Source organism: Providencia manganoxydans, assembly GCF_016618195.1.
GTDB lineage: Bacteria > Pseudomonadota > Gammaproteobacteria > Enterobacterales > Enterobacteriaceae > Providencia > Providencia manganoxydans.
In genome coordinates, this window is record NZ_CP067099.1 from 134,004 (window position 1) to 153,308 (window position 19,305).

Here is a 19,305-nt window from a genome sequence, read left to right on the forward strand (position 1 = left end):
TTAAATCTTTATTCTATATGTTTTTTGATAGCTAATTACTAGCTTATCTAATATTCATTTTTATATCATAGTGTTATTTTTTAAACCGAAAAGATTATTACCATAAATTCAGTTAATCCCCATTATGCTTTTTTTGGCAAGCCAAATATTCCAGTAATCTTGCTCAAGAATCGTAGTTTGGTCAGATAAATGTAATTTCAGTTTTTTTATAAGTAACGCGATTTCGTCGTCATCTAATTCGTACAGAATGGACCTCCCTGTACGCTCTTGAATATCTTTTTCGAGCGCGTTAAAAGAGTGATAAACTTGGCGAGGCTCACAAAAAGTCTGTGAGGAAATCAGTTCAAATCCACTCTTTTCGAGGGCATCTTCAACTTGCATTTGGGTTGGGCGACGTTTGGCTTCAATATCAATGAGCCGAGGAAAGCATTCAAAGAAAAAGCCTCGTAAGTGTCTTTCATCACCAGGTAATGTAATATTCTCTAGTGTTCTGTCTTGAATAATGAAATAACCGTTATCAGCCAATATCCTATGAACTTCTTTGAAGTTACTTTGGTAATCAGTTAGGTGATGAATAAGCGCTCTTTCAAACACAATGTCAATGCTAGAGGTAGCTAGTCCAGTTTCTTCAGCGTAACCTTTTTGAAAGGTGAGTTGTGGGTAGTCGTTAGATTTTTCGATTGCAGTTTTCAGTATATGTTCAGAAAAATCGATACCAATGACTTGTTTTGCACCAAGAGATGCCCACGCTCGACTGTAGATACCTCCACCACATCCAATGTCAGCAATGGTTTTATTACCAACTGTAATTTGGCGAGAAATAAAATCTAGCCATTCAGGCGCCGCATTGCGAGTGGAATATGTTGATTTATTTTTTTCATCATGAAAATTAATTGGCATAGGATCCCCTTTTTTCAATGAGTTTAATTGAAGTTTTATTTATAAAATTCATCGCAGAGCTGTTGCAATTTGTTTAAAAACATCCCTATATGAAAACCATCACAAACCGCATGATGAATTTGAATTGTTAAAGGGAGTAAAACACGATCATTTTCTTGACGATATTTCCCTATTGTAATTATTGGTTTGAAATAATCTTTAATTTCAGGAAAAGATAAAGTGAATCCTGTAAAACTAGTCCAAGGAAGGCATGATATATCGAAAGTGTTTTCAGGTTTGTCGGGTTTTGAAAGAAAACTCAAGTCATCTTTATATTTAAGTTGATCTGCAACATAATTTTGCATAAATTCATCAATATCGGGATGATACTCGGTCCATATTCCTGAAAATGTTTCATTATTTTTATGGAAAATAGTATAGCTGGGGTGAACGTTATTCCACTCTACAAGTTCTCCTGCTTTCATGCTCATTTTGAAAGCAGGAGTTTGGTTGGTTACTTTTGTTATTAAATAGATTAATGTAGGATAAAGCTTATATTCTTTTGAAAGTAACACTTGAATAATGTTTGAGATATCAATATCTACGCTAATGGAAAAACTACATTGTAGCTGTCTGAATGAGTTGTAGTGTTCTCGACGCTTCCAGTTATTTATATCAATGGTTCTATAATTCACTTATGTTCCTTTTCACTATATTAAATATCACTACCATTTTCATTTTTCTATATTTTCGCTAATGTAATTTACGGGATCTTTAGCAAAGAAAATTAAGTCTGAATATTTTCGTTAATGGAGAACAATATTAGTAAATACTATCTTGTTAATTTTTAGTTATTTGCTAATAAATTCTAGGATCCTATTGTAAATATCTCTAATTACTACCTGTTTGTTTTGATTGTATGATTGAACATTATCAACACTGATTAACGCTTCTTTTTTTACATTCTGATATAGTTCTTTATCTTCAGGGTGAGAAACTAACCAGTCTCTAAATAAAATATGTCGTATGTGTTCTGGACAATCAAGCGCAAAAATGTGTAAGTTAACTCTTGGTTGTTCTAATCTAAGCATCCGGTGTTGATACCAAGATGGTTCCCTTATTGTTAATTGATAGCCTAATTCTTCTAACAATGGTACATATAATTGTTCATTTTCTGGATGAGCCACTATTAAATCAATATCAATGACGGGCTTTGCAGGTAAGCCTGGCACAGCTGTAGAACCGACATGATTAATACTTATAACGACTGAACCTAATGCATTTTGTATGCGACTTTTTTGTTTTATAAAGAGAGACGGCCATTCAGGATTGTATTCAACAACCTCAATTTTTTCTTTCTGTGGGGCACCTTCTATCCATGGATTTTCTGAAGAGTCTCCTTCTTCAAAGGTCATAATTTTAGACAAGTGGTTTAGAAAATACTGTTTTTTTGACATCTCCAAAATAGAGTCCTTATCATTTTTATTCAAAGGGAGTATCACAATTATGCTTTATCAACTTGTATTATGAAAATGAATATTACAAAATATTATTATTTGAATATCGAATGGCGGGCAAAATGAAATATTCAGATTTACAACTGGATTGGTTGAAATGCTTTGTTGCTGTCATTAATACAGGGTCAGTTTCAGCCGCTGCACTTGAAATTCACCGCTCTCAATCAGCAGTTAGTATGCAGCTAAAAAAATTAGAATCGGCATTAGGATGCCAATTATTGCTACGAAGTCCTAGGCAGCATCAGCTAACCTACGAAGGGCAAAAGTTATTAGGGTATGCACGAAGAATATTGGACATACATAATGAGATACAAACTGCTTTTCATGGCGGGAAACTTGTTGGTCGTATTCGTTTGGGAGTACCAGATGATTATGCAGAAAAATATTTAACACCTGTACTAAAACGATTTGCTGTCAATCATGGTTCTGTTGAGATTGAGCTTAGTTGTGAACAATCCACATCTCTCATTCCTAAAATTGAACAGGGATTACTAGATCTCGCTTTAATTTCTAGGGAAAATAATAATCAGGGGACATTATTATTTCATGAACCAATGGTATGGGTCGGATCTAACCAATTTGATATTTGGCAGCGAGATCCACTACCTATTGCAGTATATGAGCAAAAAAGTTTGGCAAAACGTAGTGCTATAAACGCATTATCTTTACAAGGACGCCGTTATAAAGTGGTGTACAACAGTTCGAGCCTAGCGGGACAAATTGCGGCTGTGCAAAGTGGTTTAGCCATTGCCGTACTTACTCAATGTAGTGTCCCTAATGATTTAAAAATATTGGGCAGTGCGCATTCATTAGGGCCATTAGAGCCAATGGAAGTCGCAGCTTTTAGAAGTCATGCATCATTAGGGGAACCTGCTGTTGATACACTCTATAATTTGCTTATCCAAACCTTACGAGTAGCAAAGTAATTAATATTATCGCATATTGTCATGTCGTTTGGGTTTATAGAAAACGATAATAATCCCCATAATAATTAATATCATACTGATAACCCCAAAATTGGGAAGTTGATTACCAAAAATTAAGTAATCTAGTAACACTGTAACGATAGGAACCAAATAGAATAAACTTGTAATATTAACAACATTACCTCTGTTTAACAGAGAATAGAGTAGTATTTGGGCAAAAACGGAGATAAAAATACCCAAAAATAAAATAGCACTAAGTAAGTCTATGTTAAAATTAATATAGAAATTGTCTACAGGAAGTAAGATAACACATAATATTATACTAATGATATATTGGAGTGGTAAAACTCGATAAGGAGTTTGTTTAATCTTTTTTTGATATATTGTACCTGCAGTGATAAATATTAGTGCTAATAAGGCAAAAATTAATCCTGTAATAGGTAATGCTGAGCTTATTAAACTTTGCCAAACTAATAGAATTAGTCCAGATAAAGCGAATATTAAGCCAAGCAATCGATACCCATATAACGGGCGTTCAGTTATATAAAGAGCGATTATGGGTTGTGTACCCATAATCGTTGCGATAAGACCTGGTGTTACGCCGTGGCTCATTGAAAAAAAATAACAGACAGAATATCCCCCTATTAATACTAATCCAATGATAGCAGATTCTAAAATTTTTCCTTTTTCAGGAAGGAATTGTTTTTTGAAGGCACAAAAGAAAAACAAAACAAAGAGTGCTGTAGTAAAACGAAATATCAGTAAGACTAAGGGGGAAGCATTATCTATTCCTAATTTAGTGAATATGGCTGCGCTTCCCCATAAGAAGACAAAAAGAGTCGTGGCTAAAATTGAATATATTTTACTTTCTTTCATATAACCTCATGTAATTCTTGGACTATTAGATGGTCATAATTCTTAATCGGGGGATCATAAAACGTAGTATCTAATAAAAAACAATATTACTAAAATGAATAGTTTTGCTTTCAATTATTCGAAAATCAAATAATTCTATTGAAATAAAATATGTTCGGCATGGTGTGTTAATCTAATGAAGTTCATATATTTCAATATATTCAATAGGTCGAAAGTCTTAGGTTTTGTGCGGTTCTAAATTACACACGTTCTACCTTTATATTTTGTTACACAACATAATTAATATATCTACTTGAATAGAAATATTATTATACACCTCATAAATTAACTGATAGCGTTGATAACAAAACTAATTCGATGAGGTAATTTTTCACAATTTACTATAAGGTCTTTATTGAAGCTTAACTGAAAATAAATTTGAATTTTATGTATAAAGTTAGTTGCTAGATATACTTAGTTGTACTATAACCTATTTTTCCAAAATTTATTCATGCTATTAGATAAGTCAGGGTATGAATGTTACATCGTCAATCTGACTTTAAGTCAACCTCGATTTTTTATTTCAGGGGAAGAGTGAAAGCATTATTTCACTCTCATCGTATTTGGTTTTGTTTAATACTAGCTATGTTGCACAGCTGTAATTAGCTAGTGCTCCTAATATAAAAAGGAAATCAATGATGACTCTATCGACAGTATTTTTAACTTTTTTACTTGGTGTTGGTGCAACTATTGTGATGGATTTGTGGGCATTTATACTCAAACTATGTGGCCAACAGACGTTAAATTTTTCGCTAGTAGGGCGCTGGGTGGGGTATATGTTTGATGGGCAGTTTATACACCGTCCATCAATTGCTCAAAAGGAAAAGATCTCAGTCGAAAAAGCATTAGGCTGGGGGGTTCATTACGCAACCGGTGTTATTTTTGCTTTTATATTTGTTTTTTTATTGGGCGAAACTTGGTTTACATCGCCTGTATTATGGCCTGCATTGTTTTTTGGTATAATTACAGTTGCTGCCCCTTATTTCATTATGCAGCCAGCGATGGGAGCAGGTGTTGCTGCCAGTAGGGTACCTAATCCAAATAAGGCACGGTTAATGAGTTTATTGTCTCATAGTATATTTGGCCTTGGCCTTTATCTCACGGGGTTAGTATTAAAGCCTTTATTGGCTTATATTTTGTGAATCTTTAGAAAATTATCAATGTCTTATGATTCATTTGATTTTATTATCTAAAATAATCTTGGTACTTAATTAAAACGGCTTAATATTAGTAGACGCTTTGCCTATAATTTTGGGGGAATATATCAAATATCATACTATCACGTGATAATTTACCGGCAGTGAATGCCAGATAATGAGCATAGATACTTTTCATATAGGAAAGTTCAAAGGCATTCGGCTGGGCAACTCCAAAACTCTTGTGAGTTACTCTGATAGCGAAATGGTATATAGAGTTCTTTTGCAAATAATGTCGTAATTTTGGTATAGTTTTTATTTTTATAGGTTAAATGCAAACTGTACGCTGTGATATCTGCGCAATCGATCTAACTTAAAATAACATCACTGAAGTAGGAGCGCAGTATACCTTTATCTATACTAAACAGTATTAATACTGATATGAATCACTCTAGCGATATCTCGAATACTGGCATTATTTATTGTAAGATTGGTAATTCTATTTTTGGTATCATATTGATAGGCATGATATTGATAATCTAATTGTGAGCTACGACAGCAATCTTGGCAGCGATGACGTTGGTGTCCTATGCTACCTAACTCATGATTTTTCATTGGCGTGTTCTTGTTATGGTGCAATATTAAGGTACTTCTACTTTTACATAAATATTACCATAAAATTCAAGATCCTTGGCCTGCCAAATTATCGTATTATAAATACTAATTAACTAAAAAAATGCGTTGTGATGCACAGAAGAATAGGCCTAGCTGATGAGTAATTAAGATCCAGTTAGCTATTTATCTCCACCTCAAAAACCATTATAGGGTATTAATAGAGGCACTGCTATTTATCCAACTCTTAATAGCAATGCCATTGCCCATAAATACGATTCTTGCGGGTTTTAAATATATTCAAAGACTAATACGCCACCACCGCTAATATTACCAACGGATGTATTAGCGCGATTTTTTCCTAAAGTCATTCCGATCTCGAGTGTTTTATTAGTAATACCTTGAAGCGTTGTAACTAATTGTTTTCTACCATCAATTGCTAATTCCCCGTACCAGCCAGATGACACGTTACCTAAGTCTAAACTTGTGCGAGTTGGGTTAGTGCTATCAATGGGTTTTAATGGTTGATAAGTTACTTTTATGTTTCCGGGATAAGTACAGCTAACTGTTACGTTCTTTGTTAGGTTTGCGCCATCGGCTGTCGATTGCGGTAGAGAGCCAAAATTAAAATCTAGCTGGGTCTTGTCCACTCTACATGTATTAATAACTCTTACATTAAAAGTCAGTATTGCTGTGTTTTTAGGTTGAATAAGTGCAACAGAACTTAGCCATTTAGAGGGTACATTAGGATTTCTAACACCAAATAAGGTTGTATTTACTTTTATAACATGTGGTGTGTCTCTGATTGGTAAGTTAGTGTTACTAATTAATGTAACTGGAGTCTCTCCACTAAATGCGCGAGGCGTATAAGGAGAGGATGAGCAGGTTGCGCGTCCAACATTACCTGAACTTTGACCAATTTGTGCGTATTGTGTGTTTGGATATCCGCTAATTGTACCTAATGATTGAGGCAGTACAATTCTAAAAGTAAACTTTTCATTGGTAATAGGATCAATATAATCGACTGTATTTGGCGTGATCACATATTGCATATTAGTTGAATTAGGAGAGTTCCCATAGGGAGGACATGCACGAGACCCCCACGCATATTCTGTCATTTTACCCCCCGAACTACTTAGTTTAGCATTCAATGTTAAATTGACACCATTAAAGTTAGCGCCAGTCCAAGTTGTACTTGCCGTAAATTGAGTACCACTATACCCCATAACCGTCCAGTCATCAGGATCACCTGCGTAGCTAATATTTGAAAAAGCTAGCAGTGAAAGAGGTAATAAATAAAAAGCAGTTTTTATCATAAAATATAATCCAAATTATAAATAACTCATTAGGATAGCAACAGTGCTATCGAAGCTACCCTCGGTTAAGAGTAATTTATCGGGAGTAGTCAGAGAGGCGCGGAGTATAAATGAACCTTGAAGGTCGTTATTACCAAAAACGATCCACTTATTTAGATCAAGGTTAGTATTACCTTTGGTTAAAGATATACCCAGTCCATTCATTGAAGTTCGCAATACATTATTCCCAGCTTGGGAGTAGATCCCATATTTGGTTGGATATAAATATAAGTTCATCACTTTATTAGCTGGAACTGAGCTGCCTATACAGTTGTATTTTAGCTGAATATCCTTATAAGCAGTTCCATTTTCAACTTCAGAGAAATCGACATTGTCAAAATTAACAAACAATGGTGATTCATTATTTTCACCTAAAATAGTACAAACTGGTGCAACAATAGTTGCTGTAATATTGACTTTAACATCAGCACGGCCACTATTAAATTCAGCTGCTACGACTATTTTAGAGAAGAATAATAAAAACAAGAGTAAAATCCTTATTCGCATTATATATCCTCTTATTAATTATAATTAACCATTATGCTCGCAGTTCCATGTACAGTCCCAGGATTAGCAAAGTCACCTTTAGTTAAAAAAGCATTTAGCATTAATTCTGCCGTGTTTTCAGAACTGACTGAAACCTCAAGAGGTTGATTAAAAGAGATTAATTCACCACTCAGATTTTCAAGGCCAACAATCAAGCCTGTTCCCCCTTGAGTTCTTAAATAACTAATTCCATTTTTGCTGTATATGTTTGCAGAATATAATGAAATCTTTATTATTTTGTTCATCATGGTGGGTGTACAATTTTCAAATTCAATTCTTAATGGTTTTTTATCTGAAACATTACCACTAATCTCAATATATCCCAATGAGTAAGGGATAAATTGTACAGTTATATCTGATTGTTTAATTTCACATTTTTTATCAACTAAGTTTCCGTTGAAATTAATCAGTAAGTCACTTGAAAATGCCATTGGCACTATGGCGAAAAATAATGCAAAAATTATACCTTTAATCATAGCTTAGCTCCATGATAGCAGAGCTACCTTTAATATTTGGAGTTCGAAGGTAAACAATATTATTTCCTGAATAAAGTCGATGGCTAATATCGTAGGATGTAATAATTTCGTTGTTTTTTTCGATCAACTTTGCTTTAGCCTGTAAAGGAACTTTAATGTTTTTATTATTTACTAGACATTGCTCTAACTTAATGAAAAATAAATTCCCATTATATTGTTCATCCAAAATAACACATGGAGAGTACATTAACCTTACTTTGAAATTAAGTTTCCCACTTAAGCCATCAATTTTATTTGCTGACGTTGCATCATGTAATGGAAAATAATGATTTTCATCATATTGATTAGCCGAACTACATAATGGAATAAAAAGTGAGAAAAATACTACAGAAAAATATTTCATTGTACCCTCAATTTTATAACTAGCTATTGCTGTTTATCAGCTTTACATACCGATGAGTTACAGTTAAATGAAACTGTTGGCCTTCCACCATAATCATTAATGTAAGTTAAGTATGGTTTTTGAAAGTGAGTGGTTTTAACTTTATGATTTCCAAAGGGCTCGATCATAAATGAATCAAATGCACCATTTTCTGACTTATTTTTATCTCCAGCCAATCCAATAACGGTTAAATAAAATGGTGATGTGTTTTTAATCACATAGCCATCATTAGCTATATTTAACTCTAAATCTAATGCCCAATTTGTTTTTGCCTTATCTAAAATAGCATCTGGACGATAAAATAATTTAATTCTTGACTGTAATGCAACTTGCATGACGTTTGGTTTATCGCTTTTAGGCGGTATTTCTCTTAAGTTAAAGTAATAAATAGATTCTCTATCTTTAGGTAATTTAGATACATCGGTAGTTGAAATTCTAATCATACTTTTTATGTTAGGTTCTAATCGTTGAACTAACGGGGTTGCAATTAATGGTGAGGTAGTAATTTTATTACCATCTTGATCATCAATCCAAGCCTGAGCTAAGTACGGTAAAGTATCACTCTGGTTTTCGATATTAATAATAACAGGACTAGAATCACCTTCTACTATTGCTCTTGTTCTATCAAGAGACACTGCTGCCATACTGTTGTGCATGATAAATAATAATGGAAGTAATAATAATTTATTTTTCATAAAACGCTCTACTTTTCACAAATTAAAATAATTTGGTTTATATTATCTAAAACAGGTAATGTTGTATTACATTGAGTTTTATTAGACCAATTAATGTTTAACTTTTCTTCTGATTGAACGGCGGTTAGCCATACTAGCCCATTGTCGCTAATAATTCCGACTTCTCTACCTTTTTCATTTAGTACTTGAGCTCCGAATGGAGGTGATCCTGAATTATCTGCCATTTTAATGGTAGCAAATAATTTAAATCCTTTATCTGCACTGATTTTTCGGTATCCAATTGCACCTTCTGTTAATGCGATATCATATATTGTATTCGATGATTCAATATTATCTGGTAATTTGCTCATATCAACATTATAGCTATTTTTGTAGTAGCTAGTCATATTCGGAATAACGCCTATCCCCATTCCGTTTGTGACTGTTGTACCGTTATTTAATGGTACATCAGCAACATTATTTGTATCTATCATTAGTCTAGCCGCAGATGAATATGATGAGCTATGTAAAGCAATACCATGCTGCGTTAATGTTACACCGCCATTAAGTCCCATACCAAAGCTAGAATCTCCTTTATCTGAGACTGAAATATTACTATTTAAAGATGCATAACGAGTTGATAAATCATACATACCCGCTAGTGTGCTTTGCTTTCTCGCATTTTTCCCGTAGCTTGTTGATGCGCTTAAATTATAGTAATCATTATCTTCAGTTAAATTAGAGACTGAAATACGTGAATTATAGGTATCATTATATTTCATTGTATCAAAAGTATAAAATTGCTTACCAAATGGAACTGAAAACATCAAGCTAATTTGGTCGTCATATTTGTTTTGATAATAATTTCTATTTGCTGATAGCGTTATACTCCCGCCTCGTAAATTTAGATAAGGAATATTAATACTCTTACCTACATTTAGCCCATATTGGTGGGTTTGCCCTCTATCCCAATATTGTTGTAATTGATAATTTAAATTGATATTAAATTCGCCTATACGTTTTGAAAGGCTTATTTGATAGCGTTCCTTTTCATTATCAATAATTTTGTCGTTTCTTAGATCTAAATACTGAGACATCGTATAATATTTTCTATCGGTAAAACGATATCCCGCAAACGTTAGATCCATGTCATACTCATCAAAAGTTTTAGAGTAATTAATACTATATGAGTTACCCGATGGACTATCATGGTCTAGCTGTGCAAAAGAACGAGCAATATTTACAGATAACGCACCAAATTGATTCATAAATCGGCCAACACCAAGTGAAACTTGCTGATAACCTTGGCTGATGTCGGAAGCCGCGTTTAATGACCAATTATTATTTAAGCCATGAGAAGCTTCTCCCCTGAAGAAAAACACACCCCCATAGACTGAATGATCTCGTTTAATTGGTTGGCCTATAGAGGCGTTGTATCGAGTCGTCCCTGGACGAGTTAAATAAGGTACATTAGAGCTGTTAACAATAAATTGTTGTTCAGAGCCATCCTGCTCAATAATTTTTACATGTAATTCACCACGAGTACCACTATTTAATGACTGAATTTTAAATGGGCCAGCAGGCACATTGCCATCATATAATACACTGCCTAATTGAGTGACAACCACGCGAGAATTGGTTTTAGCTATCCCTGTAATTTCAGGCGCATATCCTCTTAGCCGTGGTGGTAACATTGAATCATTTGTAAATAATGATAATCCAGTAAATCTAAATGGTTCTAATATTTGTGATGGTGTAGTGCTCTCACCGACAACTAATTTGGCATCCAATGCTTTAATATTTCTATATAAATAAATAGTATTAAGCAACAAATTACGTATTGTTGATGATTGACCATTTGACTCCTGCCTTTGGTAATTACCATAATATTCACCACGCAAGCGCCAAGCACCCATATTAGCGCCAAGATAACCACTTATCGACGCAATTTGGTTTCTTAAGCTATCATTATCACTATATTGATAGTTAGCATTATAATCCAATAATAACCCGCTAATGCCTTCATCCCAAAGAGTTTTAGGCAACCAGTTCGCATCCATATATTCTAAATATAGTTGAGGTATATTTATGTTTACTGTTCCATCGGGTAAGTTTGGTGTAATACTAACACCTTTTAACTTGACGAAATCAATGCATTGTCCATTATTCCAGAATGCTAGTTCACTGATATATTTTTCTTTAAGACCTAGGCTATTAACATAAGACTTATCAATACAGACATTACTGACAGAGTCATCATTATCACTACCTATAATTTTAATAGGAGCGGCAGATTGAGTTAATTGAGTACTATTAATAATTATATTGAAAAAATAAGTTCCAGGAAGAATAAAATTTGGATTTTTAAACCTTGATACATCAATATTAGCTTTATCTGTGCTATCAAGTATATCTGTATTAAATTCTACAGAATAGGATACTTTGCTAAAACAAAGCATCGACACCATCAAAATGGTCATTTTTTCTTTTATTGATAACATCGTAAATACTCATTAGATTAATAGTAATCAATATCAAATGTAATGATGCTCGAGAATTCTCCTACTTGCGGCCTAAGTCTCTCGTCAACAACAATTTCAGATAAAAAATTCAATTGCTGTTCATTGATCGATTTTGTTTTACCTGAAGTTCTTTTTAAATCATAAATTGGGTAATACTCATTAGGCTTAACAACGTCTTTCCCGTTTAATATGTAAATAGACAAACCATCTGCATTATTAAATTTAAAGCCATTAAAATTATTTGTTACTGAACCTGAAAATTTGACTCTTATAGGTGATTTTTCATTCTCATAATAAGAATTTGATAGCTGACAATTTTTTAAAATTATATTAAAAGGTTTGGTGATTTTTTTTTCTTCAGCTCGGCTTAATGGATAATCGCCAAATTCAATAATTTGGTTTTTGCTTGTTAATTGCATTGAACATCCTGAAGCTAATATCTCACCTTTAACGGTTGCCTCTCCCCAATTCACTGCTGAAAATGCTTGCATATTAAAAATATGATAAAAAAGAATGGCAATAATCAACAAGTTTTTCATAATAATATTCTTTTTAGATAATATGCTCCTTCACGATTATGTAAAGGAGCATATACTCGTCATACTTCAAGATGCAGGGTTGTTGACTGCGCTATGCACGCCGAGTCACATAGTTCATCTATGCTCTCTGTCTATCTTCGCTTATCGCCTAGCTGCATCTCGAATTATTTAGAGTATATATAACTTACTGGTATGCGATTTCGAAAGTAGAAATAGTTGTGAAATCACCCGCTGTTACAGCGGCAGCACCTGCTTTTTTAACGAAAGCAGAGTAGGTTAATGTGTTATCACCATCGCGCAGGTTTAAATTAGCAGGGGTACCAAAAGTAATATCTTTAATACCTACTGCAACGTTTGCTGCGCTACCAGTAGTTGCTAAAAGGTTTTGTCCTGCAATTTTGCTAACGCCATCAAAAGTAATTGTTGCTGTTTTAGTTACTGTTACTGGGTTCTGTGGATCGCTATTATCAATAGAAGTTAAGCTACAGCCTTTCAGATTCAAATCGAAATTTTTATATTTTGAATCACCATCATTTAATTGGCTTAATGATAGTTGTCCAAAATCAACAACTGTTGCAGTACCACCTTGACCAGCATCTAAGTTACAAGGTGTATCGCGAACTTCACCTTTAAAAGTAACAGTACCAACGTTAGTATCTGCAAGTGAAGCAAATGAAGTTGTTAGCATTGCAGCTGCCAATACAGACATATATTTATTCAATTTCATACTATATTCCTAATCTCTTAATTAATGTTTTAATGTTTATGTGAATAAAATTAACATTATTTTATTACCTAACACAGATAACTATATCTGTATAAGAAAGAGTTTTAATGATATAAATTTCTTTCTTATACAGGAATAAGTTAAATGTATAGTTGCATCTTTTCGTTGTATTTAGTGGAAGTTTTTTTTAATAATTAAATCTATATCATAACAATACTATTAGTTTCGTTAAAAAATGATGAGTATGAAGCAAAATCTGAGAACTGAACATCCATCATCGATAAGATAAATATAAAATATGATAGTGAAATTTCATTTGAGCCTCTTTCATATCGTGATATTTGTTGTTGGCTTACACCGACTAACTTACCTAATTGAGCTCCTGTTAATCCATTTTCAACTCTAACTTTTCTTATAAATCCACCGATTTCTAAATTTAAATTTTTTATAAAAAAGTCCTTGTTTGAATTAACCATAATAACACGCCTCATTAATTAATTTATTCTAATCAAGATAGCTAATTTATATTTCTTACTCATTTAAAGTGAGTTCAATCTAACGCTTATTTTTACTCATTTAAAGATGTTTATATCGATCGATTAGCTATGTTTGATAGTTATTATCTATCAACATTGGTTTATTGATCGATATTATGGATTAACATGGGGTTTTAACTACTATCTAAAAAATATAACACCATGATTATACATTGATTTTTGAAATGCTGATGATATGTCGTTGCTTTTTATTATAATAGAAAATTATTAGCTTTAATTATAATGTTAGTTTCAAATAAAAACATACTGTTACATATTGATGTAATTTAATGTATTTTGTTTCTTGATGATGTTACCACTCTTAAAAGTGATGACAATATGAAACTATAACCAGAATCTGATTTTAATTATAAGATTAAATGTAGATAGGGTGGTTTTAATCATGAGCTATGAATTAAAGAGATTACTATGTGTAGTAATGGGAACTAATGTATAAGAAATGGAAGGGGATAATAATGATTTCGCCTTGTTTGGCACTAACCGCCTATTATATCAATGTGTTCGAACCTCATTGTAATAGTTAATAAATAGTTAGACGACACAAATTATATGTGAGTTATTCGATAAGCTTTTCTAAGGTACATAGCCATTTATTTTTCAGTTAATAGTATTGATGATATTAAATTAAATAAAGTGTTGTAGGAGATAGCTGTAATGATGGGTGTTTTTTGAACGTTATCAGTAGGAATTAATATTACTATTCTTTATTTAGAATATTAATTTAGAGGCACTCGCGATATTGGTATGTATTGATGGTTAATTATATTATTTTTTATCTATACTCGTCATACTTCAAGTTGTAGCGTTGTGACTACGTTCACTCACACCAGTCACATCGTTTTCTATGCGCCTAGCGTTTCGTTCACTTGTCGCCCAGCTGCGCCTCGAATTATTTAGAGTATATGTGTGTCGGGGTGTTGTTGGTTATAACTATTTTTCAACGTATTCACCAAAGCTTGGGCTGCACTTGAAAATTGATTATGGGCGGAATATAACAATCCTACACGGCGTTCAACGACAGGCTGGCTCAACTCAAGACAAACAGCGCCTAGTGCGCTCATTTGTGTACGGCATAGTGCCGGTACTGCGCTAACCCCTAGGCCATTCGCAACAAGTTTCCCAACTGTAACTAATTGATGACTTTCGAATGAAACGCGTAATGGTAGACCATGTTGTTTGAGTTCTTCTTCTATCATTAAACGTACTGAAGATGGCGACTGTAAAGTAATAAATTCTAGATTGAGTAATTCACGCCATGAAACATGATCACGATTTGCCAAGTGACAATCAGGTGGAACTATCGCAATAAAACGCTCTAGGCCGAGTGGGGTAAAGTTAACTTGTTCAGAATAGTCAGGCTCAAAAACGATACCTATCTCGACGCGCCCTTCATGAACCATTTCTATCACTTGCTCATTAATCACATCATGAACGGTAATATTTATGCCTGGGTAGCACATGCGAAACGTTTTAAGTATCGGGGGGAGTACGTTAATAGCAAATGACGGCATGGCGGCGATAGAAACTTTACCACGCTGTAGAGTGAAGTGCTGACGCATCATTTCTTCTGCGTTATCCCAATCAGAAAGTAGTTGGCGTGATGCTTTCAGTAAAGTTTCACCTTCCGGTGTTAGCATCACTTTACGTGTCGTTCTCAGTAATAATGGCCCACCTAATGTTTCTTCTAATCCTTTAATTGTCAGGCTCAATGCTGGCTGTGACATATTTAAGCGTTCACTTGCATGGGCAAAATTCAAAGTGTGAGCTACCGCTGAAAATGCGCGTAGCTGTTTGATAGTCATCTTCATGAATAATCTCAGTAACCCTATGAATACATTTAGTTAACATTTATTTAATAAGAAAAACAAATGAATCGGTCACAAATTTAAAATTAACAAATCATTTTTGGTCATTAATGATGTCCGTAAAGACAACTGAAGGAGTCGATATATGGCTGGGCTTGATAAGCGTGTGACTACATATCAAGAAGCACTTGATGGTTTAACTGACAATATGGTGGTGTTAGCTGGCGGTTTTGGGTTATGCGGTATTCCTGAAAATTTGATTGCCGAAGTTCGCCGCCGTGGGGTGAAAGAGCTCACAGTTGTATCTAATAATTGTGGTGTTGATGGATTTGGCCTAGGTGTTCTGCTGGAAACATATCAAATACGTAAAATCATTGCTTCTTATGTAGGTGAAAACGATTTATTTGAGCAGCAGGTTCTTAATGGTGAACTTGAAGCAATACTGACCCCGCAAGGAACACTAGCAGAACAATTACGTGCTGGTGGTGCCGGTATTCCCGCTTTTTTCACAGCAACTGGCTATGGTACGCCAGTTGCTGAAGGAAAAGAGATCCGTGAGTTTGATGGTCGCCAATATATTATGGAAAAAGCAATTACCGGAGATTTTGCACTTGTAAAAGGGTGGAAAGCGGATTGGTATGGCAATGTGATTTATCGTAATACGGCACAAAATTTTAACCCTCTCATGGCAGCGGCTGGACGTATTACGGTCGTTGAAGTTGAAGAGATCGTGGCTCCTGGTGAATTGGATCCGGCCATGATCCACACTCCCGGTATTTTTGTTGATCGTCTAATTCAAGGGCAATTTGAAAAACGTATTGAACAGCAAACATTACGTCATGAAGGGGGAGTCTAAACATGCTAACACGTGAACAGATGGCAATGCGTATAGCTCGCGAATTGCAAGATGGTTATTACGTCAATTTAGGCATAGGTATTCCAACACTCGTTGCTAACTATATCCCTGATGGTATTGATGTGATGCTGCAATCTGAAAACGGCTTACTTGGTATTGGCGCCTTCCCAACCATAGAACAATTGGATCCCGACATGATTAATGCAGGGAAACAGACCATTACCGCACGTAAAGGTGCCGCGATTTTCGATTCAGCGCTCTCTTTTGCCATGATCCGAGGTGGTCATGTTGATTTAACCGTATTAGGGGCATTTGAAGTTGATACTAGTGGCAATATTGCCTCGTGGATGGTACCGGGGAAAATCGTTAAAGGTATGGGAGGCGCAATGGATTTGGTGGCTGGTGCTGAAAATATCATTGTTGTGATGACCCATACGGCGAAAGATGGAAAATCTAAATTACTTCCTGCTTGTACTCTGCCACTCACCGGAGCTGCTTGTATTCAACGCGTTCTTACTGACTTAGCTTTGCTTGATATTGCCGACGGGGCCTTTATTTTGCGTGAACGAGCACCAGGGGTAAGTATTGATGAAATAGCTCGCAAAACGGCAGGAAAGCTCATTATTCCAGATCACGTACCTGAAATGAAATTCGTTTAGTAAAGGAGAAGACAAATGCAAAATGTTGTTATTGTTGCGGCAACACGCACGCCTATTGGCGCTTTTCAAGGTGCACTGTCGTCCCTTTCAGCTGTTGAGCTTGGCGCTATCGTTATTCGTTCATTATTAGATAAAACCGCGATTGCTAAGAACGATGTTGATGAAGTCATATTTGGTCAAGTATTAACCACAGGATGTGGGCAAAACCCAGCTAGACAAGCGGCGTTAAAAGCAGGACTGTCAGTGAAGACCCCCGCTGTTACTATCAATTTAGTCTGTGGCTCAGGTCTGGAAGCGGTGAAGCAAGCGGCTCAAGCAATTCGTTGTGGTGATGCAGAGATCATTATTGCTGGCGGCCAAGAAAGTATGAGTAAGGCACCTTATTACCTTGATGGAGCGCGTTCTGGGTTACGACTTGGTCATCACACAATAAAAGATAGCTTAATACACGATGGTTTATGGGATGCCTTCAACGATTATCATATGGGCGTTACGGCTGAAAACCTTGCTGATAAATATACAATTACCCGTGAACAGCAAGACCAATTTGCGTTGAACTCACAGAAAAAAGCAATAACCGCAATGCAAATGGGCCGCTTTACTGAGGAAATCACCCCTGTCCATATTCCTCAAAAAGCAAAACCTCCACGAGTTGTTGATACTGATGAACAACCAAGGCCCAATATTCAGGCTGAAAAATTGGCACAGCTCTCTCCGGTATTTCGTCCTGTTGAGGGTTCGGTGACCGCAGGTAATGCCTCTTCTATTAATGATGGCGCTGCCGCGGTGATGCTCATGAGTGAAGCGAAAGCGAAAAGCCTTGGTTTACCCGTCTTGGCACGGATTGTTAGCTATGCTGTTGCAGGGATTGAACCAGCTATTATGGGGCTTGGCCCTGTTGATGCGGTCCAACGTTGCTTAGCCAAAACGGGATGGTCAATCGATCAGTTAGATCTGATTGAAGCGAATGAGGCTTTTGCAGCTCAAGCTCTCGCTGTTGGTGAAACATTAGGGTGGGACAGTAAAAAAGTTAATGTTAATGGCGGGGCTATTGCCTTGGGTCATCCTATAGGTGCATCAGGCTGCCGTATTTTGGTGACGTTAATTCATGAAATGGCGCGGCGTAATGTTGAAAAAGGGCTGGCGACACTGTGTATAGGGGGAGGTCAAGGTATTGCATTAGCGGTAGAACGACTACAAGGAGCCAATCATGCAACATATTAATATGAGTGTCATTGGTGCTGGGTTGATGGGAGTTGGTATTGCTGTCCATTTTGCAAGACATGGTCATCCTATTTGGTTGTACGACACGGATGAAGCAAGAATTGTGGAAGCGAAAGTCGTTGCTAGTACTATTCTTGATGAATTAATTGCCACGGAGCTGTTCTCACCAAATGATAAGCAGCAAGTTATTCAGCGATTATATGGAACGACTCGTTTAAAAGATATTGCCTCATCGAGTTTAGTCATTGAAGCAATCCCTGAAAGGTTAGAGTTAAAACATGCGTTGTATGCGCAGCTGGAACAATATATTTCAGCAGATGCGATTATTGCTAGCAATACTAGTGGTTTACTGCCTGATGATCTTGCGGCAGATCTCAATCATCCAGAACGTTTGCTCATCGCACATTTTTGGAATCCTCCTCATTTCATTCCTTTAGTGGAAATTGTGCCTAGTTCAGTGACTAAGCCTGAGTATCTTAGTGCCCTTCAACAACTGCTAGTGGCAATGCAATTAGAAGCTGTTGTGTTAGAACGCGCGGCACCAGGTTTTGTGGGTAACCGCTTACAGTTTGCTTTACTACGAGAAGCATTGCATATCGTTCATAGTGGCATCGCGAGCGTAGAAACTGTTGATCGTGTGATGAGAGCGTCATTAGGACGGCGCTATGCGATGGTAGGTCCACTTGAAGCTGCCGATATGACAGGGCTAACAACGGTATTAGATATTTGTCGTCATTTGTTGCCCGAACTGGCTTCGGGTAACGAAATGATGTCGTTGGTGAATGAAAAAATTCAGTCTGGGCATACCGGTTTACGTAGTGGGCAAGGTTTCTATCGCTGGGACGAGCCACGAAAAAACGATATTCAAAAACGCAGAGAGCATCAGTTACGTTTTGGCTTAACGCCATAATTTCTCTTTAACTTTCTATGTACTCTAA

Annotated in this window: 21 protein-coding genes; 6 read left to right on the plus strand and 15 right to left on the minus strand. The window is 35.6% G+C overall.

Going from position 1 to position 19,305, the window contains the following annotated elements; translation table 11 throughout:
- Window positions 1-108: 108 nt before the first annotated feature.
- The 3 genes from JI723_RS00595 to JI723_RS00605 all read right to left on the minus strand — a co-directional run bounded on the left by JI723_RS00595 (window position 109) and on the right by JI723_RS00605 (window position 2,336).
- Window positions 109-900: a class I SAM-dependent methyltransferase gene (locus tag JI723_RS00595; RefSeq protein WP_070925840.1), complete on the minus strand. Its 792-nt coding sequence runs from the start codon at window positions 898-900 to the stop codon at window positions 109-111.
- A 35-nt stretch (window positions 901-935) separates the two neighbouring features.
- On the minus strand, window positions 936-1,574 hold the full coding sequence (gene catA, locus JI723_RS00600) for a type A chloramphenicol O-acetyltransferase (protein WP_337979707.1): 639 nt from the start codon (window positions 1,572-1,574) through the stop codon (window positions 936-938).
- A gap of 156 nt (window positions 1,575-1,730) precedes the next feature.
- Complete coding sequence (locus tag JI723_RS00605; RefSeq protein WP_337979708.1) at window positions 1,731-2,336, minus strand: GrpB family protein; 606 nt, start codon at window positions 2,334-2,336, stop codon at window positions 1,731-1,733.
- 122 nt (window positions 2,337-2,458) lie between these two features.
- On the opposite strand from JI723_RS00605, the gene JI723_RS00610 reads away from it, so the two are divergent.
- Entirely contained in the window at window positions 2,459-3,322 is an 864-nt protein-coding gene (locus tag JI723_RS00610) for a LysR family transcriptional regulator (RefSeq protein ID WP_070925844.1), read from the plus strand.
- Window positions 3,323-3,328: 6 nt separating this feature from the next.
- Here JI723_RS00610 and JI723_RS00615 read toward each other — a convergent pair whose 3' ends face one another.
- On the minus strand, window positions 3,329-4,198 hold the full coding sequence (locus JI723_RS00615) for a DMT family transporter (protein WP_337979709.1): 870 nt from the start codon (window positions 4,196-4,198) through the stop codon (window positions 3,329-3,331).
- A 677-nt stretch (window positions 4,199-4,875) separates the two neighbouring features.
- On the opposite strand from JI723_RS00615, the gene JI723_RS00620 reads away from it, so the two are divergent.
- Window positions 4,876-5,379 carry a DUF2938 domain-containing protein gene (locus tag JI723_RS00620; RefSeq protein ID WP_140182979.1) on the plus strand — a complete coding sequence of 168 codons (504 nt, stop codon included), beginning with the start codon at window positions 4,876-4,878 and terminating at the stop codon, window positions 5,377-5,379.
- Between the two features lie 414 nt (window positions 5,380-5,793).
- Here JI723_RS00620 and JI723_RS19865 read toward each other — a convergent pair whose 3' ends face one another.
- The 11 genes from JI723_RS19865 to JI723_RS00670 form a co-directional block, all read right to left on the minus strand.
- Window positions 5,794-5,988 (minus strand): IS1 family transposase, encoded by a 195-nt coding sequence (locus JI723_RS19865; RefSeq protein ID WP_140182972.1) that lies wholly within the window; start codon window positions 5,986-5,988, stop codon window positions 5,794-5,796.
- A gap of 287 nt (window positions 5,989-6,275) precedes the next feature.
- Entirely contained in the window at window positions 6,276-7,301 is a 1,026-nt protein-coding gene (locus tag JI723_RS00625) for a PapG chaperone-binding domain-containing protein (RefSeq protein ID WP_283126555.1), read from the minus strand.
- Window positions 7,302-7,316: 15 nt separating this feature from the next.
- Window positions 7,317-7,847, minus strand: a complete 531-nt coding sequence (locus JI723_RS00630) for a fimbrial protein (RefSeq protein WP_233445735.1) — start codon at window positions 7,845-7,847, stop codon at window positions 7,317-7,319.
- Between the two features lie 14 nt (window positions 7,848-7,861).
- Window positions 7,862-8,362, minus strand: coding sequence for a fimbrial protein (locus JI723_RS00635; RefSeq protein WP_070925850.1), 501 nt, complete (start codon window positions 8,360-8,362; stop codon window positions 7,862-7,864).
- Window positions 8,355-8,765, minus strand: a complete 411-nt coding sequence (locus JI723_RS00640) for a hypothetical protein (protein ID WP_337979710.1) — start codon at window positions 8,763-8,765, stop codon at window positions 8,355-8,357. The genes JI723_RS00635 and JI723_RS00640 overlap by 8 nt, the downstream gene beginning before the upstream one ends.
- A gap of 23 nt (window positions 8,766-8,788) precedes the next feature.
- A complete protein-coding gene (locus JI723_RS00645) occupies window positions 8,789-9,499 on the minus strand; it encodes a fimbrial biogenesis chaperone (protein WP_070925854.1) in 711 nt (236 codons plus the stop codon).
- An 8-nt stretch (window positions 9,500-9,507) separates the two neighbouring features.
- Window positions 9,508-11,979 (minus strand): fimbria/pilus outer membrane usher protein, encoded by a 2,472-nt coding sequence (locus JI723_RS00650; RefSeq protein WP_272580614.1) that lies wholly within the window; start codon window positions 11,977-11,979, stop codon window positions 9,508-9,510.
- A gap of 17 nt (window positions 11,980-11,996) precedes the next feature.
- Window positions 11,997-12,539 carry a fimbrial protein gene (locus JI723_RS00655; RefSeq protein WP_070925856.1) on the minus strand — a complete coding sequence of 181 codons (543 nt, stop codon included), beginning with the start codon at window positions 12,537-12,539 and terminating at the stop codon, window positions 11,997-11,999.
- 184 nt (window positions 12,540-12,723) lie between these two features.
- Entirely contained in the window at window positions 12,724-13,266 is a 543-nt protein-coding gene (locus JI723_RS00660; RefSeq protein WP_140182970.1) for a fimbrial protein, read from the minus strand.
- 200 nt (window positions 13,267-13,466) lie between these two features.
- The gene (locus JI723_RS00665) at window positions 13,467-13,742 is read right to left on the minus strand and encodes a helix-turn-helix domain-containing protein (protein WP_070925860.1); all 276 of its coding nucleotides are present in this window, start codon (window positions 13,740-13,742) and stop codon (window positions 13,467-13,469) included.
- Between the two features lie 974 nt (window positions 13,743-14,716).
- Window positions 14,717-15,631: a LysR family transcriptional regulator gene (locus JI723_RS00670; protein ID WP_070925862.1), complete on the minus strand. Its 915-nt coding sequence runs from the start codon at window positions 15,629-15,631 to the stop codon at window positions 14,717-14,719.
- A 142-nt stretch (window positions 15,632-15,773) separates the two neighbouring features.
- Here JI723_RS00670 and JI723_RS00675 point away from each other — a divergent pair, with 142 nt between their 5' ends.
- Genes JI723_RS00675 through JI723_RS00690 form a run of 4 tightly spaced genes read left to right on the plus strand, consistent with a single transcriptional unit; the run spans window position 15,774 to window position 19,277 of the window.
- Complete coding sequence (locus tag JI723_RS00675; RefSeq protein ID WP_070925864.1) at window positions 15,774-16,484, plus strand: CoA transferase subunit A; 711 nt, start codon at window positions 15,774-15,776, stop codon at window positions 16,482-16,484.
- A gap of 2 nt (window positions 16,485-16,486) precedes the next feature.
- A complete protein-coding gene (locus JI723_RS00680) occupies window positions 16,487-17,143 on the plus strand; it encodes a 3-oxoacid CoA-transferase subunit B (protein ID WP_070925866.1) in 657 nt (218 codons plus the stop codon).
- Between the two features lie 15 nt (window positions 17,144-17,158).
- The gene (locus JI723_RS00685) at window positions 17,159-18,367 is read left to right on the plus strand and encodes an acetyl-CoA C-acetyltransferase (RefSeq protein ID WP_272580613.1); all 1,209 of its coding nucleotides are present in this window, start codon (window positions 17,159-17,161) and stop codon (window positions 18,365-18,367) included.
- Window positions 18,354-19,277, plus strand: a complete 924-nt coding sequence (locus JI723_RS00690; protein WP_070925870.1) for a 3-hydroxyacyl-CoA dehydrogenase family protein — start codon at window positions 18,354-18,356, stop codon at window positions 19,275-19,277. Before JI723_RS00685 ends, JI723_RS00690 begins: the two co-directional genes overlap by 14 nt.
- The last annotated feature ends 28 nt before the right edge of the window (window positions 19,278-19,305 follow it).